Raw genomic sequence first — 19,847 nt, 5'->3', positions numbered from 1 at the left:
CGCCCCGCCGCCCGCCGCGTCCTCGCTCACATCCTCGCTCACATCCTCGCTCACTTGGCGGCCTCGCCCACGAGGTCGGACTGGAGCCAGGAGGGCCACTGCGCCTTGGGATCCATCCGCACATAGCCGACGCCGGTCACGCCGGTCTTCACCTGCTCCAGATATTTCTCCACCAGCGGGCGGGCCACGCGCAGCTTCACGCGGAACATCATGCGGTCGCGCTCGCGCTGGGTCTCCACCTGCTTGGGGGTGAACTGCGCCCGCGCCGAGACGAAGGAGACGTTCGCCGGCACGGCGCGGTCGGGCATGGGCTCCAGCAGCAGGCGGGCTTCGGCGCCGAGGGTGACGGCGCCGGCGTCGGCGGCGGGCAGGAAGATGGTCATGTACACATCGGACAGGTCGATGAAGGTGAGCACCTTGCCCCCCGCTCCCAGCACTTCGCCGGGCTCGGCGAGGCGGTAGATGACGCGGCCGGATTTGGGCGCCGTGAGCGTGCCGTCCTCCACCATGCGGGTCAGGCGCTCCACCTCCGCCTCGGCGGCGCGGATGGCGGATTCGCTGGCCGCAAGGCTGCTCTGCGCGGCGGCCAGCGCCGCCTGCGCGGTGAGCTTGGTGGTGCGGTATTGATCGACCTTCTGCTCGGTGGCGAAGCCTTTGGTGACAAGGGTTTCCTGCCGCTCCAGCTCCTTGGCGGCGAGGTCCAGCTCGCCCTTGCGCTGCTCCACCACATGGGTGGCGGTGTCACGGGACTGGCGGGCCTGGCTCGCCTGCGCATCGGCGGTGCGCAGGGCGGCGGCGGTCTCCGCCACATCCATATGGGCCACCACCTGGCCCTGATGGACGAAGTCGCCTTCCTCCGCGAGCACGTCGAGCACGCGGCCGGCGGCCTTGGTGGCCACATCCACCTGCGTCGCCTCGATGCGGCCGTTGCCGGAGGCGAAGCCCGGCGGCAGGGCGCGGCTGCGGCTCGCCATGTACCAGGCGCCCGCTCCGCCGGCGCCGACGACGGCGAGGAGGGCCAGGAGGATGACAAGCGTGCGCTTCATGAAAGGACACCTTTTCGGCGTGCAGATGCGCCCGCGGAAGGTGCTGCGAAAAATGCCGGCCATGGAATGCAACGGCAAGGGCCGGCACGGAAAGCCACTCCCGCGGGGCTTCGGGACGGACTTGAGACTACAACTTACGGCGGTGCAACAATACGGCGTTGATCGAGGTCAAGGGCCATCGATCCGCGCCTGCAGCGCCATGGCGGCGGCCGGATTGCGCACCTTGGCGCCGCTGATCAGGTAGATGAACACGTCGCGGCCGTCCTTCCCGATTTTCGCCGCTGGCGCGAGCGTCGGCAGCCCCTCCGGGACCACGCCTTTCTCCCAGGCGCGGGCGGCGCTGGCCCAGCGGTCCAGCTCGGCGGCAGCATAGCCGGTCTCTTCCTCCTCCCGGGTGCGCTGGAGCCGGGCATAGGTGAAGTCCGCGGTCACATCGGCGATGGCGGGGTAGTCGTCGTGGTCGGCATAGACCACCGCCACCTTGTGCTTGCGGGCCAGCGCCACGAAGTCCGGCACCGCGAACGAGGGGTGCCGCACCTCCACCGCATGGCGCAGCTTCACCCCTTCGTGGCTCTCCGGCAGCAGCGCGAGGAAGGCTGAGAAATCCTCCGGGTCGAAGGCCTTGGTGGCCGCGAACTGCCAGTTGATGGGGCCGAGCCGGTCGCCCATCTCGACGATGCCGCTGGCGATGAATTTGCCGATGCTCTCCTGCGCCTCCGCCAGCACCCGGCGATGGGTGACATAGCGCGTCGCCTTGAGGGCGAAGACGAAGCCGTCCGGCACCTGCCCCGCCCAGTCGGCGCAGGATTTGGCGCTCGGCGTGCGATAGAAGGTGCCGTTGATCTCGATGGTCTTCAGCCGTTCGCCCGCGAAGGGCAATTCCTTCTTCTGGACCAGTCCTTCCGGGTAGAACACGCCCCGCCAGGGCTCGAACGTCCATCCGCCGATGCCGACGCGCACGCTCATGGGGCTTCCTCCTGCCAAAGATGCTGCCAAAGATCCTGCCGACCGCGTTGGCGACACCGGCGCGCCTTCGGGGCAGCGGCAGGACGTGGGACTATTTCACCTGCTCCAGCGAAACCGAGCTTTCGCTTGAAGGCAAGCGCGCCCTCGTCCCCGATCTTTCTGCCCGGGTGGAGGAAAGGCCGTCGCCCAGGAGGCTGTCTGCTCCCAATCGCGACACAATGGCGCAAGGGAGAGATTCATCCCTGAAGTGCCCATAATATTCGACGATGAATGTAGCCAGTCACGAAAATATATACAATATAATGATTTAAACTACTCAAATCACTGTCCTATAAATTGATGATTATCAAGAATGTTTGTTATATAAAGGTCAAGATATCACGATAAAGCTCCATCCCATGCGGCGCGAGAAGGGTCGTGCATGTGCTGCGCGACGAACGACGCAATTCGGGGGAGCCATGTTCAGCCTGCAGGGAAACAAGGCACTGGTGGTGGGTGTCGCCAACGATCAGTCCATTGCCTGGGGTTGCGCGAAAGCCTTCCGGGCGCAGGGGGCGGATGTCGCCATCACCTATCTGAACGAGCGCGCGGAGACGTTTGTCCGCCCGCTGGCGGAAGACCTTGGCGCGAGCCTCATCCTGCCGCTGGACGTCGGCGTTCCGGGACAGCTCGAGCGGGTGTTCGAGGAGATCGGCGACAAATGGGGGCGCCTCGACACGCTCCTGCATTCCATCGCCTTCTGCCCGCGGGAGGACCTGCACGGACGGGTGATCGACTGTTCGGCGGAGGGCTTCGCCAAGGCCATGGACATTTCGGTCCATTCGTTCCTGCGCATGATCCGCCTCGCCGAGCCCTTGATGCCGCAAGGCGGCAGCTGCATGACCGTCTCCTTCTACGGCGCGGAGAAGGTGGTCGAGAATTACAACGTCATGGGCCCGGTGAAGGCGGCCCTGGAATCGGTCGTGCGCTACGCGGCGGCGGAGCTGGGCGAAAAGCGCATCTGTGTTCACGCCCTCTCGCCGGGACCGCTCATGACCCGCGCGGCGTCGGGCATTGATCACTTTGACGAGCTGCTGAACGCTGCGGCCGAGCGCGCGCCGACCCATGTCCTCGCCTCCATCGAGGACGTGGGCGCGTATGCCGCCTTTCTCGCGAGCCGCGAGGCCGCAAACGTCACCGGCAACGTCCACCAGATCGACGGTGGATACAACATTATCGCGTGAACCCGCGGCGGTGCAGGTGGAGGTCGGCCCTGCGCCCCAGGATGCGCGGGCTCCGTGCCGGTCCGCGGCGCCGGATTTCCGAGGTCCTCCCTTCTCCCCTTGGTCGAGAACATCAGAGGCGAGCCCGCCATGAAGCGTGAGAACAGGACATTCGACGAGTTGCAGGTGGGCGATGCCGCCGAGCTGAAGCGGGTTTGCACGGCGGACGATCTCTTCGTGTTCGCCACCGCGTCCGGCAACCACAATCCGGTTCACCTGCCGGGGTACGACCTTAACCGGGACGGGCAACCCGATGAGGTGACCGCTCCCGCCATGTGGGTCGGTTCCCTGATCTCGGCGGTGCTCGGGAACATCCTGCCGGGCGCCGGCACCCTCTACCGCGCACAGAGCTTCGAGTTCCGCGGGCGGGCGAAGGCCGGCGACGATCTGGTGGCGCGGGTGCGGCTGGTGGAAAAGCGGGCCGACGGCACCGTGGTCTTCGCCACCTCGGTGCACAGGGACGAACCCGAAGAGCTGCTGCTGCGCGGCGAGGCGGTGGTCACGGCGCCGCGCGTCAAGTTCCAGTACGATGAGCGCGATATCCCCGGCCTGCTGGTCCAGCGCCACCGCCATTTCGATGCGCTGGTGGCACGCGCCGAGCCGCTGGAGCCCCTCGCGATCGCCGTCGTGGCGCCGGAGGAGGCCAATTCCCTCGGCGGGGCGCTGCTCGCCGCCCGCCACACCCTCATCACGCCCATCCTCGTGGGCGCCCGCGACCGGATCGAGGCGGCGGCCGAGGCGATCGGGGAAAGCCTCGACGGCATCGAGATCATCGATCTGGCGGATCACGCGGCCGCAGCCCACGCGGCGGTGGACCTGGTGGCGGACGGACGCGCGAAGGCGGTGATGAAGGGGCATTTGCACACGGACGAGCTGCTGCGCGCGGTGCTGCGCAAGGATCGCGGCCTGCGGACGGGCCGCCGGCTCACCCACATTTTCGTCATGGACGTGCCGGGCGTGTCGCATCCGCTGCTCGTCACCGATGCAGCCATCAACATTCTTCCGGACCTCGCCACCAAGGTGGACATTGTCCAGAACGCCATCGACCTCGCCATTTCGCTCGGCATAGGGCAGCCCAAGGTCGGCGTCCTCTCGGCGGTTGAGACGGTGAACCCGCAGATCCCGTCCTCGGTGGACGCGGCGCTGCTCTCCAAGATGGCGGAGCGCGGCCAGATCACCGGCGGCCTGGTGGATGGGCCTCTGGCCATGGACAATGCCATCGACATCGCGGCGGCCCGCACCAAGGGCCTCGTCTCGCCGGTGGCCGGGCGCGCCGAAGTGCTGGTGGTGCCCAATCTCGACGCCGGCAACATGGTGGCGAAACAGCTCACCTACCTCTCCCACGCGGAGGGGGCCGGGCTGGTCATGGGCGCCCGGGTGCCGATCATTCTCACCTCCCGCGCCGACAGCGCGAAGGCCCGGCTCGCATCCTGCGCTGTCGCCGCCATCCACCATGCCCGCATGGCCGACAAGGCCAAGGAGATGCAGCACCCATGACGCAGCCGGTCACCCTTACCCTCAACGCCGGCTCGTCGTCCCTCAAGTTCAGCCTCTACGACATCACCGGCGCGCCGGTGCAGCTCGCCATCGGCAACGTGGAGAACATCGGCAGTCAGCCGCGGCTGAAGGCGAACTTCGGGGATGGCGTGCCGCGCGTCGAGCGCGAACTCCCGGCATCCGCAGCCTGCGACCACCAGAGCACGCTCAGAACGGTGCTGACGCTGCTGCGGGAGCATTTTCCCGATGCCCGCGCCGCGGTGGTGGGGCACCGGGTGGTGCATGGCGGCCCGCACTTTTCCGCGCCGGTGGCGGTTACCGATGACGTGATGGCGGAGCTGAGGAAGCTCTCGCCCTTCGCGCCCATCCACCAGCCGCACAATCTCGCCGGCATCGAGGCGGCCAGGTCGGCGTTTCCCGACGCGCTGCAGGTGGCCTGCTTCGATACGGCATTCCACCGCCACCACCCCAAGGCGAACGACGTCTTCGCCCTGCCGCGCGAATATTACGACAAGGGCATCCGGCGCTACGGCTTCCACGGGCTCAGCTACGAATATGTCTCGGGGGAACTGAAGCGCATCGCCCCCCTCGTCCACGCCGGCCGCGTCGTGGTCGCCCATCTGGGCAACGGCGCCTCCATGTGCGGCATTCTCGACGGGCGCTCGGTGGCCTCCACCATGGGCTTCACGGCTCTGGACGGCCTGCCCATGGGCACGCGATGCGGCCAGGTGGATCCCGGCGTGATCTTCTACATGGTTCAGCAGGAAGGCCGCACCATCGACGAGGTGCGGGACATTTTCTACAACAAGTCCGGCCTGCTCGGCCTGTCGGGCATCTCCAACGACATGCGGGTGCTGGAGAGCGCCGGCGTGCCGGAGGCCAACGAGGCCCTGGATTATTTCGTCTTTCGCATTCGCCGCGAACTGGGCGGCCTCGCCGCGGCCCTCGGCGGCCTCGACGCTCTGGTGTTCTGCGGCGGCATTGGCGAGAATTCGCGCAAAATGCGACGCCGCATCTGCGACGGCATGGACTGGATTGGCATCGAGCTCGACCATGACCGCAACGACAGTGGCGCCCGGGTTATCTCGACGGACTTCAGCCGCGCCCGGATCATGGTCATTGCGACCAATGAGGAAATCGTGATCGCCCGCGCCGCCAAGCAGCTCCTTTGGGAGCAGGCGGGCGCCGGGGAGTAAGGGAGGGGGGACCATGAGGAAGGCGATCAAGCCGGAGGACGCCGCGGCGCTCGTTCCCGATGGAGCGATCGTGCTCATCGGCGGCTTCATGGGCGTCGGCACGCCCGAGCGCATGATCGATGCCCTGGTGGCGCGCGGCGCGCGGAACCTGACGGTGGTCGCCAACGACGCGGCGATGCCGGGCAAGGGCATCGGCAAGCTGGTGTCCTGCGGCGCGGTTGCGCGGGCCATCATGTCCCACATCGGCCTCAACCCGGAGATCCAGCGCAAGATGATCTCCGGCGAGGTGGACGTGGAACTGGTGCCCCAGGGCACTCTGGTGGAGCGCATCCGCGCCGGCGGCGTCGGCCTCGGCGGCGTCCTCACCGCGACCGGACTGGGTACGCCGGTCGAAGATGGCAAGCAGATCATCGAGGTCGACGGCAGGCGCTACCTGGTGGAGAAGCCCATACTGGGCGACTTCGCGCTCATCGCCGCCCAGCAGGCCGACTATGCCGGCAATCTCACGTATTCGCTCACCGCGCACAATTTCAATCCGATCATGGCGCTGGCCGGCCGCACGGTCATCGTCGAACCGGAATTGATCGTGCCGGTCGGCGTCATCCCGCCGGATTCGGTGAAGACGCCGGGCGTGATCGTGGACCACATCCTTGCGAGGGCCGCGTGATGGAACAGCAGGTGACTGGCCGCCCGCATTCGGGCATGAGCGCCAAGGAAGTGATCGCACGCCGCGTGGCCCAGGAGATCCATCCTGGCATGCTGGTCAATCTCGGCATCGGTCTGCCAAGCATGGTCGCCAACTACATCCCGCACGACTACGGCGTCTTTTTCCAGGCGGAGAACGGGGTGATCGGCCTCGGCGCCCGTCCGCCGGAAGGCATGGAGGACCCCCACCTCACGGATGCGGGCGGCAGCTTCGTCACCGCGGTGCCCGGCGCCGCCTCCATCGACAGCGCCATGAGCTTCGGCATCATCCGCGGCGGGCACCTCGACATGACGGTGCTCGGCGGGCTTCAGGTGGACGAGCGCGGCTTCCTCGCCAACTGGATGGTGCCGGGCAAGATGGTGCCCGGCATGGGCGGCGCCATGGATCTGGTGGCCGGCGCCAAGCGCGTCATCGTCGCCATGGTGCACTCCGCCAAGGGCGAGGCCAAGATCGTGCCCGAATGCACGCTGCCGCTCACGGCCCTGCGCCGGGTGAGCCTCCTCGTCACGGAACTGGCGGTCATCGAGCCCACGCCGGATGGTCTCGTGCTGCGTGAGCGCGGCCCGGACATCTCGGTGGAGGAGATCGTCGCCCAAACCGCGGCGAAGCTCATCATCAAGGGCGACATCCCCACCATGTGCCTCGGCTGATGTCCCCCATGACCGAACTGACGCGTGCCCTGGCCTTTGCGGCCGAGGCGCACGCCAACCAGCGGCGCAAGGGCGCCGCTCAGGAACCCTATATCAACCACCTGATCGAGGTTCTCGATCTGGTGGCGCGGGCGACGGAGGGCGACGACACCGATCTTCTGATCGCCGCGACGCTCCACGACGTGGTCGAGGACACCTCCTTGTCGGCGGCGGAGGTGGCTGCTGCGTTCGGGGAGCGGGTTGCCTCCATCGTGGTGGAGAATTCCGACGACATGTCGCTGCCGAAGGACGAGCGGCGGCGCCACCGCATCACGACCATGGCCGACAAGTCGCAGGCCGCCCGCATCGTGAAGATGGCGGACGTCATCTCCAATCTGCGCGCCATCGTGGTTTCCCCACCTGCGGGCTGGAGCGCGGACCGCAAGCTTGGCTATCTGGAAGGGTGCCGCCAGCTCATCGATGCCGGACGGGGCGCTAACGCGACACTCGAGGCGCTGTTCGACCAGACCGCGCACGACGTCGAATGCGCCATCCGCGACCAGGCCGCCTTCGAGATCGAAGGCCATGCGGTGGCGGTGCGGCACCTGGAGAATGCGGTGGGCCAGCAGGTGCATCTCATCTATCTGCCGAACACCGGGCTGCGCACCCTGACCGAGACGGATCTCGACGCCTTCTGCCAGATCCTGGCCCGCGTGTTTCCCTCGGCCACGGTGCAGCAGGCGGACGCCATCTATGACGGCCGCCGCCGACCGATCCTGCTCGCGCGGATCCGCACCGACAGCACCGACGCCATCGTGGCCATGGCGCAGCGCCTCTGCATCACGTTTGACGAGCGTTTCGTCGGGGTCGAGGTCGATGGGCGCTACGTGCGCATCTACGCCGACGACACGGCCTGACATTAGCGCGCGATCCGATCGGATTGCGGTGCAATCCGATCGGCGCGGGCTTTGAGGATGTGTCATCCCAATTGCGACGCAGAACCGCTTCGCACTTTTGCTGGAATTGTTCCCATGGGCCATGAGATTGTCTCATGGCCCATGGGTCAATCTCGCGCGGCGATTGAGCGGAACCCACTTAGCATCGGTCGAAGACTTAGGCTGATGGAATTATTGCGCGGCCTGGGTCAGGGACGACAGGGGGTCGTCCAGGACATCCATGGTCGCGGGCGGAAGGTCGAGCACCTGCCGGAAGCGTTGGAGCATGGCGAGGGTGCGCGGCTCCATGTCGGTGAGCACGCCCGGCACATACTGCACCACCTCGGCTGCCCGGCGTCGCTCCTCCTGCGTGCGCAGCAGGAGCGGCAAGGTGTCGATGGCAGCGGCGCCGGCATACTCCACGATCAGGCTCTGCTCGTGGATGATCTGCGCCCGTTGCTCGGACTTGAGGGAGCGGAAGGGCTCGTCCTTGGTCAGTACGCGCGCCGACCGCTCCAGACGATCCCGGCGCACAGTCCCGCGCGCGTCCGCCAGCAGGATCAGCATGCGGATGACCGCCTCCACGAAGCCGCCGGAGGTGACGTGGAGCAGGGCGGACTGCACTTCCGGCAGGGCGACGAGTTCCTCTTTCGACTTGCGGGTCCGCTCGAAGTTGAAGTTGCGTCCGAACCAGCGCATCTGCGGGGTGGCGTAGATGCTGAAGAAGGTCATCTCGTACCAGGCGTCGCGCAGGTCGCGCACGATGTCGAACGACTGCTCGAAGGCATCGGCGATGAGCTTCTCCGCCAGCACGAAGGGATTATCCTCCGCCGCCGCCACGCGCGCGCGGGCCGTGGCCTCGGCGGCGGCCGGGAGCATGGAACATTGTGGATTGCGGGAGGAGAACAGCGCCCGCTGCAGGCGCAGCGGATGGAACTGGCGGCCGAGTTCCGCGCTCGCCCGGGTGACGCTCGCCTGCACGAAGGGGCGCAGGAAGATGTCGTAAAGCTCTGCCTGCAGCTCGGAGGCCCGCTCCACCGCACCGAACGGCAGCTCGTCCTGCCGGCCGTCGCCGTAGCCTGGCAGGTCGCTGATGCGGCGCTCGGCGAACGACACCGTGAAGTGCTTGGAGTGGCCCTCGCCGGCCACATCCTCGATGACCATTTCATAAAGGCCCGGGGCGAGCGCCTCAATGGTCTTCAGTGTCGAGGCGACCTCCTGGTGCTCGCGCTTTGCAATGGAGGACGAGACGAAGATACCGAGGTGGCCAATGGACTCATGCACCATGTAGACAATCCGCTGACCGCGGATCTTGATTTCCGTTTCATCGGCATAAGTGTCCATGATCCAGTTCAAGGCTTGCTTGACCGGCGTGATATTGTCCCCGTGGCTGGCAAACACGATGATGGGCGAGCGGATCTGCTTGATGTCGAGAACGCGACCGTGCTCCAGGCGTGCCTCGTTGCGCGCGAGCTTGTTGCCGACGAAGAGTTCGCGCACAATCCAGACGATTTCCGGCTCATTGAGCAAGAAGAAGCCGCTCCACCATTTTTCGAAATCGAGGAAGCGGCCGCGCTCTGTATCCACCTTCTCGAACACGTCGTAATACTTGCGGAACAAGGTACGGCCCGGATTGAGCATTTCGAAGTTCATCACCAGCCAGGCGCCGTCGAAGACGCCGTCGCCATAGTCGGACCAGAACATGGGCATGATCTGGCCGCCGAGCAGGCCGGCATTGTAGCGCATGGGGTTGGTGCCGACGTCGCCCGACCAGGTCTCCACCGGCGCGCCATTGAGCACCAGGGGGCCGGTGATATCCGGATGGGAGGCACCCAGAACGAGGGTCGCCCAGCCGCCCTGGCAGTTACCGATCACTACGGGCTTGGGTGCGTCCGGATGCTCCGCCTGTACATGGCGCACGAACACGGCCTCGGCGCGCGCCACATCCGCGAGGGTCTGGCCCGGCTCGGGCTCGCGCCAGAACGCGGCGAAATAGACCGGATGCCCGCCGTTCAGCGCGACACCCACCTGGCTATCGGCCTTGAAGCCGCCGATACCCGCGCCATGGCCTGCCCGCGGGTCGATGATAATATAGGGCCGCTTCCAGGCGAAGACCTCGACCCCCTTCGGGGGCGTGATCTTGAGCAGCATGTAGTTGCACGGGCGCTCCAGCTTCCGCCCGTCCACCGCCACTTCATAATCATAGATCAGCACCGGCGGACAGCCGGCGGCCTCGTGGGCGAAGAAATTGTCGCCGCGCTCGCGCAGAACGTCCGCCATCAGAATGGCGCGCTGCGCACGGTCCGTGGCATAGGCACGGGCATCGGTCAGGAGGGAAAACGGGGAGCTTCCCGGCTTCGTAATCTCCGCAACGAGACCCGTCAACGCATTGAAGGTGCCCCGCAGGCGCTCGCCATGGGTCGCCGAGATGTTGTTGAAGTGGCGGCCGGCGGCCTTCGACGTCAGCTCGCCGACACCGGACCATTCGGAAAGCTGCGCCGTGAGCGCCAGCGCGCGCTGGCGCGCCGTCCAGGCATTGCCGTCCGTCACGACAGAGAAGAAGGGGTTGACGTTCTCCCCATGCGGGAAACCAAATGCCACAGCGCTTCTCCTTGGCGAACGACGCGAGCGTGCATATGCAACCGCAGGCGCCTGTAACGGCCGACTGCGACGCTGCTTCACCCCATACGTTACGCTGCGAATGTTGCAGGCAGGTGGCTGATACCGATCAATAAACATGAGCCGGCTACGTCGAGGCGCAGAAATAACCGTAGGATTGTTCGCGATATAGGGAATATCCGACGTTTAGAGGGCGATCTGTGAGTTGGATAACGCGTTCTCTATCTAAGAGTGCGTTTGAGAAGGGACCTGTCTCATGGCCAACGGCGCAGCAGTGTTGCTGAAGCGGCGATTGTGATGAGGGTTTCGGCGACGGCGGTGATCTGCTCGTCGTCGCGGACGAGGCGGCGGTTGTTGAAGATTCAGGCGCAGGTGCGTCCCATCACCCAGCGACGCGGCAGGAGTTCGATGCCTTTGGCTCTGGCGCCGCGGCGGCCCAGGGCTTCGGCGGTCAGACGGCCGAAACCACTGGAGGAGCCGGTGACGAGGATGATCTTCTTGCCCATGACAATATTCCTGCTTGGTTCGGCCGCGTCAGGGCGGACGCAATGGTTGGGTTGTGGGGTTGATGATCAGATGATCCCGCCGTTGGCGCGCAGGACCTGGCCGTTGATCCAGGCTCCGTCCGGGCCGGCGAGGAAGGCGACGGCGTTGGCGATGTCTTCGGGCTGGCCGAGGCGCTCCAGCGGGGCGAGCCTGGTCAGGGTGTCGATGACCGCCTGGGGCTTGCCGTCGAGGAACAGCGCGGTGGCCGTTGGTCCCGGAGCGATGGCGTTGACCGTGACGTTGCGGCCGCGCAGTTCCTTGGACAGGACGTGGGTCATCGCCTCGACGCCCGCCTTGGTGGCGGCATAGACGCCGTAGGTCGGCTGGTAGAGGCCCACGACGCTGGACGACAGGTTGATGATCCGGCCGCCGCTCCGCAGCCGCTGGGCCGCGAGACGCATGGTGTTGCGCGGCCCCTTCAGGTTGATGGCGATCTGGCTGTCGAACAGCGCATCGTCGCCGTCGGCGATCGTCGCCAGACGCATGATGCCCGCGTTGTTGACGAGAACGTCGACGCCCCCGAAGGCGGCCTCGGCGGCGTCCCACATGCGAGCGACGGCGGCGGGATCGCTGACATCGGCCCGGGCGGTCAGGGCCTTGCCGCCGGCCTTCTCGATCGACGCGGCCAGTTCCTCGGCCTCGGCGACGTTGCCGGCGTAGTTGATGACGACGGTGAAGCCGTCCTGGGCAAGGCGCCGGGCGATCGCCGCGCCGATGCCCCGCGAAGCGCCCGTTACGAGCGCGACTTTCGTGGTCTCGGTCATGATGTTTCTCCTTGGCTGCGCTTCATTGCGCAGGCCGAAGATGCGTCTGCTTGACCTGCGGATAATCATCTGACATCCAACATCATTGTTCTGCGAATGCGAACAAAAGATCGGAGGTGGCATGGATCGCCTGGACGCGATGCGCCTGTTCACGCGGGTGGTGGAGCGACGCAGCTTCACGCAGGCCGCCCACGACCTCGCCGTGCCCCGCTCGACGGCGACCCAGGTCATCCAGCAGTTGGAAGACCGTCTGGGGGCGCGGCTGCTCCAGCGCACAACCCGCACCGTGCGCCCGACCCTGGATGGCGAAGCCTATTATCGGCGTTGCATGGCGATCCTCGACGATATCGAGAATGCCGAGGGCGCCTTCAGAGGGCGAAACCCGCGCGGCCTGCTGCGGGTCGAAGTCCAGGGCACGCTGGCCCGGCACTTCCTGTTCGCCGCGCTTCCGGCCTTCTTCAAGCGCTATCCAGATATCGAGATCGCCATGAGCGAGAGCGACCGTTGGGTCGATGTCGTCCGTGAGGGCGTCGACTGCGTGCTACGCTACGGCGCGCTTCCCGACAGCGACCTTGTCGCCCGCACTTTGACGACGCTCCGACGGATTACCTGCGCCTCTCCCGCCTATCTCGAACAGCATGGCACGCCGTCGCACCCGGATGACATGGTCCATCATCGCGCCGTGGGCATCCGGTCTTTGACGACCGGAACCCTGACACCGTTCGAGTTCACATATGATGGCGAGACGCGTCGCATGGACGTGACGTCGCCGTTTTCCGTCACGGGGACGGAGAGCTTTCGCGAGGGCGTGCTGCTCGGCCTGGGACTCGCGCAGATGCCCGTCTTCCACATCGAGCGCGACCTCGCCGAAGGTCGGCTCGTGCAGGTGCTGCCCGAGTTTCCGCCGCTCTCCATGCCGGTGTCGGTCCTGTATCCCACGAGCCGGCAGCTCTCGCCGCGCGTTCGCCTCTTCATCGATTGGGTGGTGAAGCGCTTCGAGACCCCGCAATTCCAGGATCAGTTGGGATAGCCTGTACAGGTTTTCAGCGCGATGAAGATGTCGACGGCCTGCTGTGACAGATAGACGTTGTGTGCCTTCGAGCATTTCATTCGCTTCTTGGGGTAGTTATTGAGCTTTCCGCGCGCACTCCAAGTCTATACCAAGCCCGATACCATCAGTTGACGGTGATGCGCCTTCTTCTCCTCCCGGCCCTTCCTGCCGCCGCCTCGTCCGACACCCGCGCAGCGCCCTGCCCGTCGCGCTAGAGCATTTCCCCGTTTCACTGAATCGGGGAAATGCTCTAGGTCATTGAGTTTACGCATTTTCTTTACGCGAACCGGTATCCACTTCGCTCGAAAACGCACCAAATGCCTTGCTTGGCGGAGCTGCCGGCAAGACCGGGCCGACTCGTGGAGGCCGGAAAGCAATCATCCGATGGCGGAGCGAACGGCGTCCGGCGTGATGGGAATGTGCCGCAGCCGCGCCCCGACGGCGTTGAAGATGGCATTGCCGATGGCCGGCCCCACCACCGTCGCGGCCGGCTCGCCGAGTCCCACCGGCACCTCGGTGCTGTCGACGAAGCTGATGTCCATCTGCGGAACGTCGCTGATGCGCAACGGCATGTAGCTGTTGAGATTGGTATCTTTCACCTGGCCGCGCTCGAAAACGGTCCCCTCGTGCAGGGCCAGGCTGAGGCCCCACAAAGCGGCGCCCTCGACCTGGGCCCGCGCGCCGTCGGGATCGACCACCGTGCCGGCATCGGCGACGAGGGTCAGCTTCTCCGCTCGCACCACGCCGCTGGCCCGGTCGACGCGGACCCGCGCCACGCAGGCGATCCAGGTCGGCATGTCCCGTTCCTGCCCGAAGCTGGTGGCCAGCCCGAGGGCGGTATCGGCCGGGAGCGGAACGCCCCAGCCGGCCCGCGCGGCCGCCCGGCGGACGACCTCAGCCTGCCGCAGCGCACCACCCACCGCGTTCGGCGCTGAGCCGGCGTTGCGCCCCTTTGCGTCGAGCAGCTTCAGCCGGAAGGCGACAGGGTCCTCCTTGGCATGGTGGGCGGCCTCGTCCATGAAGCTTTCCAGCGCCCAGTTGGTCCAGCCCGGCCCCACCGAACGCAGCCAGCCGGGTCGGAAGGTGGTGTTCGCAAGATCGTTCGAGATGGCGCGCACCTTCTGCGCGCCGACATTGTACCAATGGTCGGCGCCGGAGATGGAGAACGGGTCGTAGAGGACGCCGTTCGCGCCCTTCGGCATCAGGAACGGCGTCATGACCTGCGACGGCCACCCGGCGGCCGCGTCGTGCTCCATGGCCGTCACCCGGCCGCCCGCACCGAATGCCATGCGCAGCCGCTGCACCGAGGGCGAGCGGGGGGAATCGAAGCGGGCATCGTCCTCCCGCGTCAGCACCATCTTCACCGGCTTGCCGAGCGCCTTTGCCGCCAGCGCGGCCGGCACGGCGTAATCGCCGTTCAGCCGGCGGCCGAAACCGCCGCCGAGCAGGTAGGTGCGCAGGACGATGCCGCTCTCGGGCCGCCCGAGCGCCTTGGCCAGCGTCGGCAGGATCAGGCTCTGCCACTGGTTGCCGGTGTGGATCTCGAACACGCCGTCCTTCTCGAAGGCGAGCGCGTTGACGGGCTCGAGCTGGAAATGCAGCACGGTCGCGGTGGTGTAGGTCTGCTCCAGCGTCGACTGCGCCGCCTTGAACGCCGCCGCCGTGTCACCGCCCCCGGTGTCGAGCACGGCGCCGGCATCCGGCTGGGCGATCAACTGGGCGGCGTGATCCTGGATATCCTTCTCCGACACGGCGGAAGTCGGCCCAGGAGTCCAGTCCACCCGGACGAGATCGGCGGCGCGGATGGCGGCGGGATAGCTTTGCGCGATCACCATCACCCAGCCCGGCACGGTTCCGGAGGGATCATCGAGCACGAGGCTGGAGATATAGCCTTTCACCGCCCTGGCGGCGCTGTCGTCGACCCCATTGACCTTGGCGCCGTTCCGCGTCGGCGGGATCTTCGGCCGCGCGTAGACCATGCCGGGGACCTTGGCGTCGATGCCATAGCGTGCCGTGCCGTCGGTCTTTGGCGGAATGTCGAGGGCCTGAACCGGCCGGCCGACCAGCCGCCGCTCGGAGGCCGGCTTGATGGGCAGCGCCTCGATTTGCTCTGCCGAGAACCGACGGTCGAGCGCGCCGCGCCGGGCGATCTCGCCAAACGCGATGGACGCGCCGCCCGACACCACGGCCCCGCTCTCCGCCCGGTAGGCCGATGGGTCGACACCCAGGAGCTTCGCGCCCTGCTCGATCAGCGCGATGCGCCCAGCCGCGCCGGCCCGGCTGAACAGGGGGAAGCTCTGCCACACCGACCAACTGCCGCCCGTGACCATCAGACCCTATTTCGGATCGGTGTCCACATGGAGGATACGCACCTTGCCCCAGTCGGCACCGAGCTCGTCCGCGAGGATGCGGGCGAGCGCCGTGCCCACATGCTGGCCCATCTCGGCGCGGATGATATTGATGCTCACCCAGCCCTCACCGTCGATGGCGAACCACAGCGTCGGCTCGAACAGGGCCCCGGTCTCGACCGGTGGCACGCCGCCCGGCACGGCGGGGTCCATCGCTGCCGCGGCACCGCGGGGGAAGCCGAAGGCGAGGCTTGCACCGACACCCGCGCCGACGCTGGCGACAAGGAAGCCGCGCCGGGTCAATACGGGCGCGCCGGGATTCATCCGTCTAGCCATGGTTCGCCTCGGCTGCCTTCCTGATCGCTGCGCGAATGCGCACATAGGTCATGCAGCGGCAGAGATTGCCGGTCATGACGGTGTCGATCTCCTCATCCGTGGGATGGGGGAAGTCCTTGAGCAGGGCCACCGCCTGCATGATCTGGCCGGACTGGCAGTAACCGCACTGGGGCACCTGCAAGTCCTTCCAGGCCGTCTGAACCGGATGGGCGCCACGGGGGTCCAGTCCCTCTATGGTCGTAACCTCCGCCCCCTCCACCGAGCCAACCGCCGTGATGCAGGAGCGCGTCGCCCGGCCGCCCACATGGACGGTGCACGCGCCGCACAGGCCGATGCCGCAGCCGAACTTGGTACCGGTCAGCCCGACCTCGTCGCGGAGGACCCAGAGCAGCGGCGTGTCGTCGTCAACATCCACCATCGTGGCGCGACCGTTGAGGGTGAAACGGATCATGGCTGCGCGGCTCCAGATATCCTCATGGCCTTACTCCTGTCCGCGCCCCTGAGCACGGACGGCGGCAACGGTCTTTTCGAGATCCGGCCACGCCGGATGGGACGTGCGGCTGGCGCGCAGATAGGCGGCGATGCGGGCGATGTCGGCATCGCTCAGGGCCGGCGCGAATCCTGGCATCACGATCCCAGGGGCACCTTCGCGCGCGGTCACGCCGTACAGCATCACCCGGATCAGATTGGTGGGGTCCGACAGGGAGACGGCACTGTTCAGGGCCAGATCGGGCCGCAGTGCGTTGACCTGGCCGCCGTTGAAGTGGCAGGAGGCGCAGGCCGCCGCATAGAGGTGTGCTGTCGGATCGTAGGGAAGCCCGGGGCCGTGCGCATTCACCGCCAGCGCCCGCTCGATCGCCGGCTGCGCCTCGGCGGCCCGCGCCGCCGCCTGTCCGACATCGGCGAAATAGACGCCGAGCGCGGCGATGTCGGCATCGGGAAGGCGGGCGAGGCCATCGTGGACGACGGGCGACATCGGACCGGCCGCGACGCCGTGAAACAGGCTGACGCCGCGGCGGAGATAGGCGACGAGCTCATCCTGGCTCCACGGCACCGGCGAAGGGTTCGCCTTCGTCAGGGGCGGCGCCACCCAATGGTCGATCGGCGCGCCGGCGAAGGCGTTCCCACGTTCCTCCGCGCCGAGCGCGTTGCGAGGCGTGTGGCAGGCGCCGCAATGGCTGATGCCCTCGGCGAGATAGGCACCGCGGTTCCACGCCTCCCCGCGCTCGGGCTGCTCCACATAGCGTCCCGGCCGGAAGAACAGCAGCTTCCAGCCTGCCTGCAGGGCGCGCAGATTGAGCGGGAACGGCAGGCCGTTCTCATGGGGCGCCGCCCGCACGGGGGTACGCGTCATCATATAGGCATAGAGCGCGGCGACGTCGGCGTCGGTCAGCCTGGTGAAATGATCGTACGGGAAAGCCGGGAAGAGATGGGAGCCGTCGCGCGCCACGCCCTCGTGCATCGCCCGCCGGAAGGCGGCTTCCGACCATGCGCCGATGCCGGTTTGCGGGTCCGGGGTGATGTTGGTGGAATAGATGGTGCCGAAGCCGGTCTGCATCGCATAACCACCGGCATAGGGCGCGCCGCCCGGCGCGGTGTGGCAGGTGGCGCAATAGCCGGCACCGGCCAGCACCTCGCCGCGGGCGACGAGGTCCGGAGCGAAGCTTGAGACCGCAGGCGGCGTGATGGGCGCGATCGCCGGGCGCCAGGCCAGAGCTGCAAACCCCGCGACCCCGATCACAAGGAGTGACATCAAGCCGATGAGCGTTCGCTTAAGCAATTGCAACACTCCCCTGCTGGCCTGCCGTCCGCGATCGAGAACTCCTGAGGCTGGCACCTGAATCCAGCTTGGCAGGGCGCCGGTGGATGGAGCACAAGGCGAGAAGCCTGTGTCAAAGACCTATTTTGTCGTAGGAGCCGGGTTTACCTTCAGCCGCTCCGCAAATGTTTTTCCGTCCTGTGCATCGGTCAGGCAAGCGCAGCGCCTACCTCACGTCTGCTCTTCAGGAGCGCTTCGATGAAAATCGGCTCCCAAGTCAGGATGTGGCTTGTCATGAGAGCCTTGATTCCTTCTACGTCACCTGACTCAGCGAGGCGCACAAGGCGGTAGTGCTCCGCGACAGAAGAGACCTGACGCTCCATGCCGCTGCGGGAGGAGATGCCGTGCAGCCGCATCTTGTCCCGCTGGCCCATGGCCATCTCTGTCAGCAGGGAATTCTCGGCAGCGCTGATGAATGCGAGATGAAAATTGCGGTCACTCTCCAGATATCCGTAGAGGTCGTCCTCTTCTACAGCCGCCCTGACGGCATCGGCGAGGCCGGTGAGGTGCTCAAGGGTCTTCTTTTTTTGCGCGACTTCAGCGCGAACAGCTCGGCCGCTCGCACCTCCAGCAGATTTCGCATCTCGAACAGGTTGCGCAGATCGTCCACGGTCGGCTCGACCACCTTGAAGCCGCGGTTGCGCATGGGTTCGATGAGGCCGGTGCGCGCCAGCTCCAGCAGCGCCTCGCGCACCGGGGGTGGTGGACATGCCGAGGTCGGCGGCAAGGGTCGGCACGGAGTACATTTTCCCCGGCCCGCTCTGGCCGGAGATGATCTCGGACCTCACATGCCGCAACACCTGCTCGCGCAAATTCTGATCCATCAGCCATCCATTGTCTACGCTCCGCTCCGCGCCGGAGAGAAGTAGCGCATTACAATAGCGCGTCATATATCCTCATACAAGGCCCACCAGCGTGCGCAGCGGTTGAAAAAAGCAATATGTTCCGAAGGATATGATGAGCCGACGGGCGTGCATAAATTTTCATCTTGAAGTCAGTAGGGCGTCAATATAAAACGTGACGTGTGACGCGCTACTATGGCGTGGGAGGAAGCAATGGAAACGCCCCTGACGCGGTGGCTCTGCCTTGGATGCGGCTTCTCGTATGACGAGGCCCTCGGCCTTCCGGAGCACGGCTTGCCGCCTGGTACCCGCTGGACCGACGTGCCCGACGACTGGGTCTGTCCCGATTGCGGCACGCCCAAGACCCAGTTCGAGATGGTGGAAATTGGCTATGCCGATGGCGGCGCCGATCTGGCGCGCATCGCCTGAGCCTGCCGCAACCCAAGGGAGATAGACCATGACCAAGTCTTTTGTGCTCCGGTCGGGCGAGCGCGGCCACGATGTCATCTATTCCGACGGCTCGGCTTCGTCCTATGTGGCCGGCCATCCCGGCAGCTACATCGCCCGTGAGTCCAGCTTCAATTTCCATCAATACCAGGGCGGACGCCCCGGTTTCGGCACCGTCCGCGTATTCGGCGATGAAGTGTTCAATGGTGCCGGGTGCGGTTACAATATGCACCCGCATCACAACTTCATCATCTGCGCGTTTGTTCTGGAAGGCGAACTGACCCACATCAACACCGCCGGACGCGGGATGGTCGACCAGCTGCGTCAAGGTGATTACTACGTGTTCTCTGCTGGCTCCGGCGGGAAGCACTGCGAGCTTTCCATCAGTCCCGAGAACATGAACGCGATCTATCTGTGGCTCATGCCCGGCCAGCTCTATCTGCCGCCGAGCTACCATCGCGCCCATTTCGACATCCGCACGCGGCGCAACCGTATCGTTCAGCTGGTGGGCGACGCCGACGGCGCGCTGCCCGCGGCGCAGGATCTGCGTGTCTCGCGTCTGGTGACTGACCGCGCCGGCCACTTCACCTACACCCCGCGCACCCCGGAGCATGGCGTGTATGTGTTCGTCGTGGATGGCGGCGCCACCGTGAACGGGGTGGCGCTGGCGCGTCGCGACAGCATGGGCATCACCGGCGCGGGGGCTCTCGCGCTCGATGTTCCCGACAGCTCCGACGTTTTCTTCGTCGAGACAGCCATGCTCGACGACGCCCGCATCCGCGCCTGGGAAAAGGCGCATGGCGCCGACCTCATCGACTGAAGCCGCGCCCGGCGATCC

Annotated in this window: 19 protein-coding genes; 9 read left to right on the top strand and 10 right to left on the bottom strand. The window is 66.3% G+C overall.

What is annotated here, in order from left to right; genetic code table 11:
• Positions 1-50 precede the first annotated feature (50 nt).
• Entirely contained in the window at positions 51-1,046 is a 996-nt protein-coding gene (locus tag V5F48_RS12580) for an HlyD family secretion protein (protein WP_394259006.1), read from the bottom strand.
• 168 nt (positions 1,047-1,214) lie between these two features.
• Entirely contained in the window at positions 1,215-2,012 is a 798-nt protein-coding gene (locus V5F48_RS12575; protein ID WP_394259005.1) for a DUF72 domain-containing protein, read from the bottom strand.
• Positions 2,013-2,470: 458 nt separating this feature from the next.
• Here V5F48_RS12575 and fabI point away from each other — a divergent pair, with 458 nt between their 5' ends.
• The 6 genes from fabI (at position 2,471) to V5F48_RS12545 (ending at position 8,219) form a co-directional block, all read left to right on the top strand.
• Positions 2,471-3,235, top strand: coding sequence for an enoyl-ACP reductase FabI (gene fabI / locus V5F48_RS12570; protein WP_394259004.1), 765 nt, complete (start codon positions 2,471-2,473; stop codon positions 3,233-3,235).
• A 129-nt stretch (positions 3,236-3,364) separates the two neighbouring features.
• Positions 3,365-4,771 (top strand): bifunctional enoyl-CoA hydratase/phosphate acetyltransferase, encoded by a 1,407-nt coding sequence (locus V5F48_RS12565; RefSeq protein ID WP_394259003.1) that lies wholly within the window; start codon positions 3,365-3,367, stop codon positions 4,769-4,771.
• On the top strand, positions 4,768-5,967 hold the full coding sequence (locus V5F48_RS12560; RefSeq protein WP_394108981.1) for an acetate/propionate family kinase: 1,200 nt from the start codon (positions 4,768-4,770) through the stop codon (positions 5,965-5,967). The genes V5F48_RS12565 and V5F48_RS12560 overlap by 4 nt, the downstream gene beginning before the upstream one ends.
• Before the next feature lie 13 nt (positions 5,968-5,980).
• Entirely contained in the window at positions 5,981-6,634 is a 654-nt protein-coding gene (locus V5F48_RS12555; protein WP_394108982.1) for a CoA transferase subunit A, read from the top strand.
• A 35-nt stretch (positions 6,635-6,669) separates the two neighbouring features.
• Positions 6,670-7,323 (top strand): 3-oxoacid CoA-transferase subunit B, encoded by a 654-nt coding sequence (locus tag V5F48_RS12550; RefSeq protein ID WP_394108989.1) that lies wholly within the window; start codon positions 6,670-6,672, stop codon positions 7,321-7,323.
• An 8-nt stretch (positions 7,324-7,331) separates the two neighbouring features.
• Complete coding sequence (locus tag V5F48_RS12545; RefSeq protein ID WP_394259002.1) at positions 7,332-8,219, top strand: HD domain-containing protein; 888 nt, start codon at positions 7,332-7,334, stop codon at positions 8,217-8,219.
• A gap of 210 nt (positions 8,220-8,429) precedes the next feature.
• Here the strand turns inward: V5F48_RS12545 and V5F48_RS12540 are convergent, their stop codons facing one another.
• The 3 genes from V5F48_RS12540 to V5F48_RS12530 form a co-directional block, all read right to left on the bottom strand.
• Positions 8,430-10,838, bottom strand: a complete 2,409-nt coding sequence (locus V5F48_RS12540) for a DUF3141 domain-containing protein (protein ID WP_394259001.1) — start codon at positions 10,836-10,838, stop codon at positions 8,430-8,432.
• Positions 10,839-11,218: 380 nt separating this feature from the next.
• Positions 11,219-11,362, bottom strand: coding sequence for a hypothetical protein (locus V5F48_RS12535; protein WP_394259000.1), 144 nt, complete (start codon positions 11,360-11,362; stop codon positions 11,219-11,221).
• A gap of 66 nt (positions 11,363-11,428) precedes the next feature.
• The gene (locus tag V5F48_RS12530; RefSeq protein ID WP_394258999.1) at positions 11,429-12,166 is read right to left on the bottom strand and encodes an SDR family oxidoreductase; all 738 of its coding nucleotides are present in this window, start codon (positions 12,164-12,166) and stop codon (positions 11,429-11,431) included.
• A 121-nt stretch (positions 12,167-12,287) separates the two neighbouring features.
• Here V5F48_RS12530 and V5F48_RS12525 point away from each other — a divergent pair, with 121 nt between their 5' ends.
• Positions 12,288-13,196 (top strand): LysR family transcriptional regulator, encoded by a 909-nt coding sequence (locus V5F48_RS12525; RefSeq protein WP_394258998.1) that lies wholly within the window; start codon positions 12,288-12,290, stop codon positions 13,194-13,196.
• Positions 13,197-13,594: 398 nt separating this feature from the next.
• Here V5F48_RS12525 and V5F48_RS12520 read toward each other — a convergent pair whose 3' ends face one another.
• The 5 genes from V5F48_RS12520 to V5F48_RS12500 form a co-directional block, all read right to left on the bottom strand.
• Complete coding sequence (locus V5F48_RS12520; protein ID WP_394258997.1) at positions 13,595-15,547, bottom strand: xanthine dehydrogenase family protein molybdopterin-binding subunit; 1,953 nt, start codon at positions 15,545-15,547, stop codon at positions 13,595-13,597.
• Between the two features lie 6 nt (positions 15,548-15,553).
• Entirely contained in the window at positions 15,554-15,901 is a 348-nt protein-coding gene (locus V5F48_RS12515; protein WP_394258996.1) for a hypothetical protein, read from the bottom strand.
• The gene (locus V5F48_RS12510) at positions 15,894-16,352 is read right to left on the bottom strand and encodes a (2Fe-2S)-binding protein (RefSeq protein ID WP_394258995.1); all 459 of its coding nucleotides are present in this window, start codon (positions 16,350-16,352) and stop codon (positions 15,894-15,896) included. The genes V5F48_RS12515 and V5F48_RS12510 overlap by 8 nt, the downstream gene beginning before the upstream one ends.
• 30 nt (positions 16,353-16,382) lie before the next feature.
• Positions 16,383-17,654: a c-type cytochrome gene (locus tag V5F48_RS12505; RefSeq protein WP_394258994.1), complete on the bottom strand. Its 1,272-nt coding sequence runs from the start codon at positions 17,652-17,654 to the stop codon at positions 16,383-16,385.
• Between the two features lie 215 nt (positions 17,655-17,869).
• Positions 17,870-18,544 carry an FCD domain-containing protein gene (locus V5F48_RS12500; protein WP_394258993.1) on the bottom strand — a complete coding sequence of 225 codons (675 nt, stop codon included), beginning with the start codon at positions 18,542-18,544 and terminating at the stop codon, positions 17,870-17,872.
• Positions 18,545-18,775: 231 nt separating this feature from the next.
• On the opposite strand from V5F48_RS12500, the gene V5F48_RS12495 reads away from it, so the two are divergent.
• Both V5F48_RS12495 and V5F48_RS12490 read left to right on the top strand, forming a co-directional pair.
• Positions 18,776-18,991 (top strand): rubredoxin, encoded by a 216-nt coding sequence (locus tag V5F48_RS12495; protein WP_394258992.1) that lies wholly within the window; start codon positions 18,776-18,778, stop codon positions 18,989-18,991.
• Positions 18,992-19,019: 28 nt separating this feature from the next.
• Positions 19,020-19,829, top strand: a complete 810-nt coding sequence (locus tag V5F48_RS12490) for a pirin family protein (protein WP_394258991.1) — start codon at positions 19,020-19,022, stop codon at positions 19,827-19,829.
• Positions 19,830-19,847: the final 18 nt, after the last annotated feature.

The organism is Xanthobacter autotrophicus ATCC 700552 (assembly GCF_043194565.1).
In the GTDB taxonomy this organism is placed as follows: Bacteria; Pseudomonadota; Alphaproteobacteria; order Rhizobiales; family Xanthobacteraceae; genus Xanthobacter; species Xanthobacter autotrophicus_F.
Note: the sequence above shows the minus strand (reverse complement) of the source record. Positions and strands in the feature narration are given on the sequence as shown.

Excerpts from the sequence above, each read along its gene's own strand:
- V5F48_RS12580 (WP_394259006.1), bottom strand. The coding sequence starts at position 1,046 with ATGAAGCGCACGCTTGTCATCCTCCTGGCCCTCCTCGCCGTCGTCGGC.
- V5F48_RS12575 (WP_394259005.1), bottom strand. The coding sequence starts at position 2,012 with ATGAGCGTGCGCGTCGGCATCGGCGGATGGACGTTCGAGCCCTGGCGG.
- fabI (WP_394259004.1), top strand. The coding sequence starts at position 2,471 with ATGTTCAGCCTGCAGGGAAACAAGGCACTGGTGGTGGGTGTCGCCAAC.
- V5F48_RS12565 (WP_394259003.1), top strand. The coding sequence starts at position 3,365 with ATGAAGCGTGAGAACAGGACATTCGACGAGTTGCAGGTGGGCGATGCC.
- V5F48_RS12560 (WP_394108981.1), top strand. The coding sequence starts at position 4,768 with ATGACGCAGCCGGTCACCCTTACCCTCAACGCCGGCTCGTCGTCCCTC.
- V5F48_RS12555 (WP_394108982.1), top strand. The coding sequence starts at position 5,981 with ATGAGGAAGGCGATCAAGCCGGAGGACGCCGCGGCGCTCGTTCCCGAT.
- V5F48_RS12550 (WP_394108989.1), top strand. The coding sequence starts at position 6,670 with ATGAGCGCCAAGGAAGTGATCGCACGCCGCGTGGCCCAGGAGATCCAT.
- V5F48_RS12545 (WP_394259002.1), top strand. The coding sequence starts at position 7,332 with ATGACCGAACTGACGCGTGCCCTGGCCTTTGCGGCCGAGGCGCACGCC.
- V5F48_RS12535 (WP_394259000.1), bottom strand. The coding sequence starts at position 11,362 with ATGGGCAAGAAGATCATCCTCGTCACCGGCTCCTCCAGTGGTTTCGGC.
- V5F48_RS12530 (WP_394258999.1), bottom strand. The coding sequence starts at position 12,166 with ATGACCGAGACCACGAAAGTCGCGCTCGTAACGGGCGCTTCGCGGGGC.
- V5F48_RS12525 (WP_394258998.1), top strand. The coding sequence starts at position 12,288 with ATGGATCGCCTGGACGCGATGCGCCTGTTCACGCGGGTGGTGGAGCGA.
- V5F48_RS12520 (WP_394258997.1), bottom strand. The coding sequence starts at position 15,547 with ATGGTCACGGGCGGCAGTTGGTCGGTGTGGCAGAGCTTCCCCCTGTTC.
- V5F48_RS12515 (WP_394258996.1), bottom strand. The coding sequence starts at position 15,901 with ATGGCTAGACGGATGAATCCCGGCGCGCCCGTATTGACCCGGCGCGGC.
- V5F48_RS12510 (WP_394258995.1), bottom strand. The coding sequence starts at position 16,352 with ATGATCCGTTTCACCCTCAACGGTCGCGCCACGATGGTGGATGTTGAC.
- V5F48_RS12505 (WP_394258994.1), bottom strand. The coding sequence starts at position 17,654 with ATGTCACTCCTTGTGATCGGGGTCGCGGGGTTTGCAGCTCTGGCCTGG.
- V5F48_RS12500 (WP_394258993.1), bottom strand. The coding sequence starts at position 18,544 with ATGGATCAGAATTTGCGCGAGCAGGTGTTGCGGCATGTGAGGTCCGAG.
- V5F48_RS12495 (WP_394258992.1), top strand. The coding sequence starts at position 18,776 with ATGGAAACGCCCCTGACGCGGTGGCTCTGCCTTGGATGCGGCTTCTCG.
- V5F48_RS12490 (WP_394258991.1), top strand. The coding sequence starts at position 19,020 with ATGACCAAGTCTTTTGTGCTCCGGTCGGGCGAGCGCGGCCACGATGTC.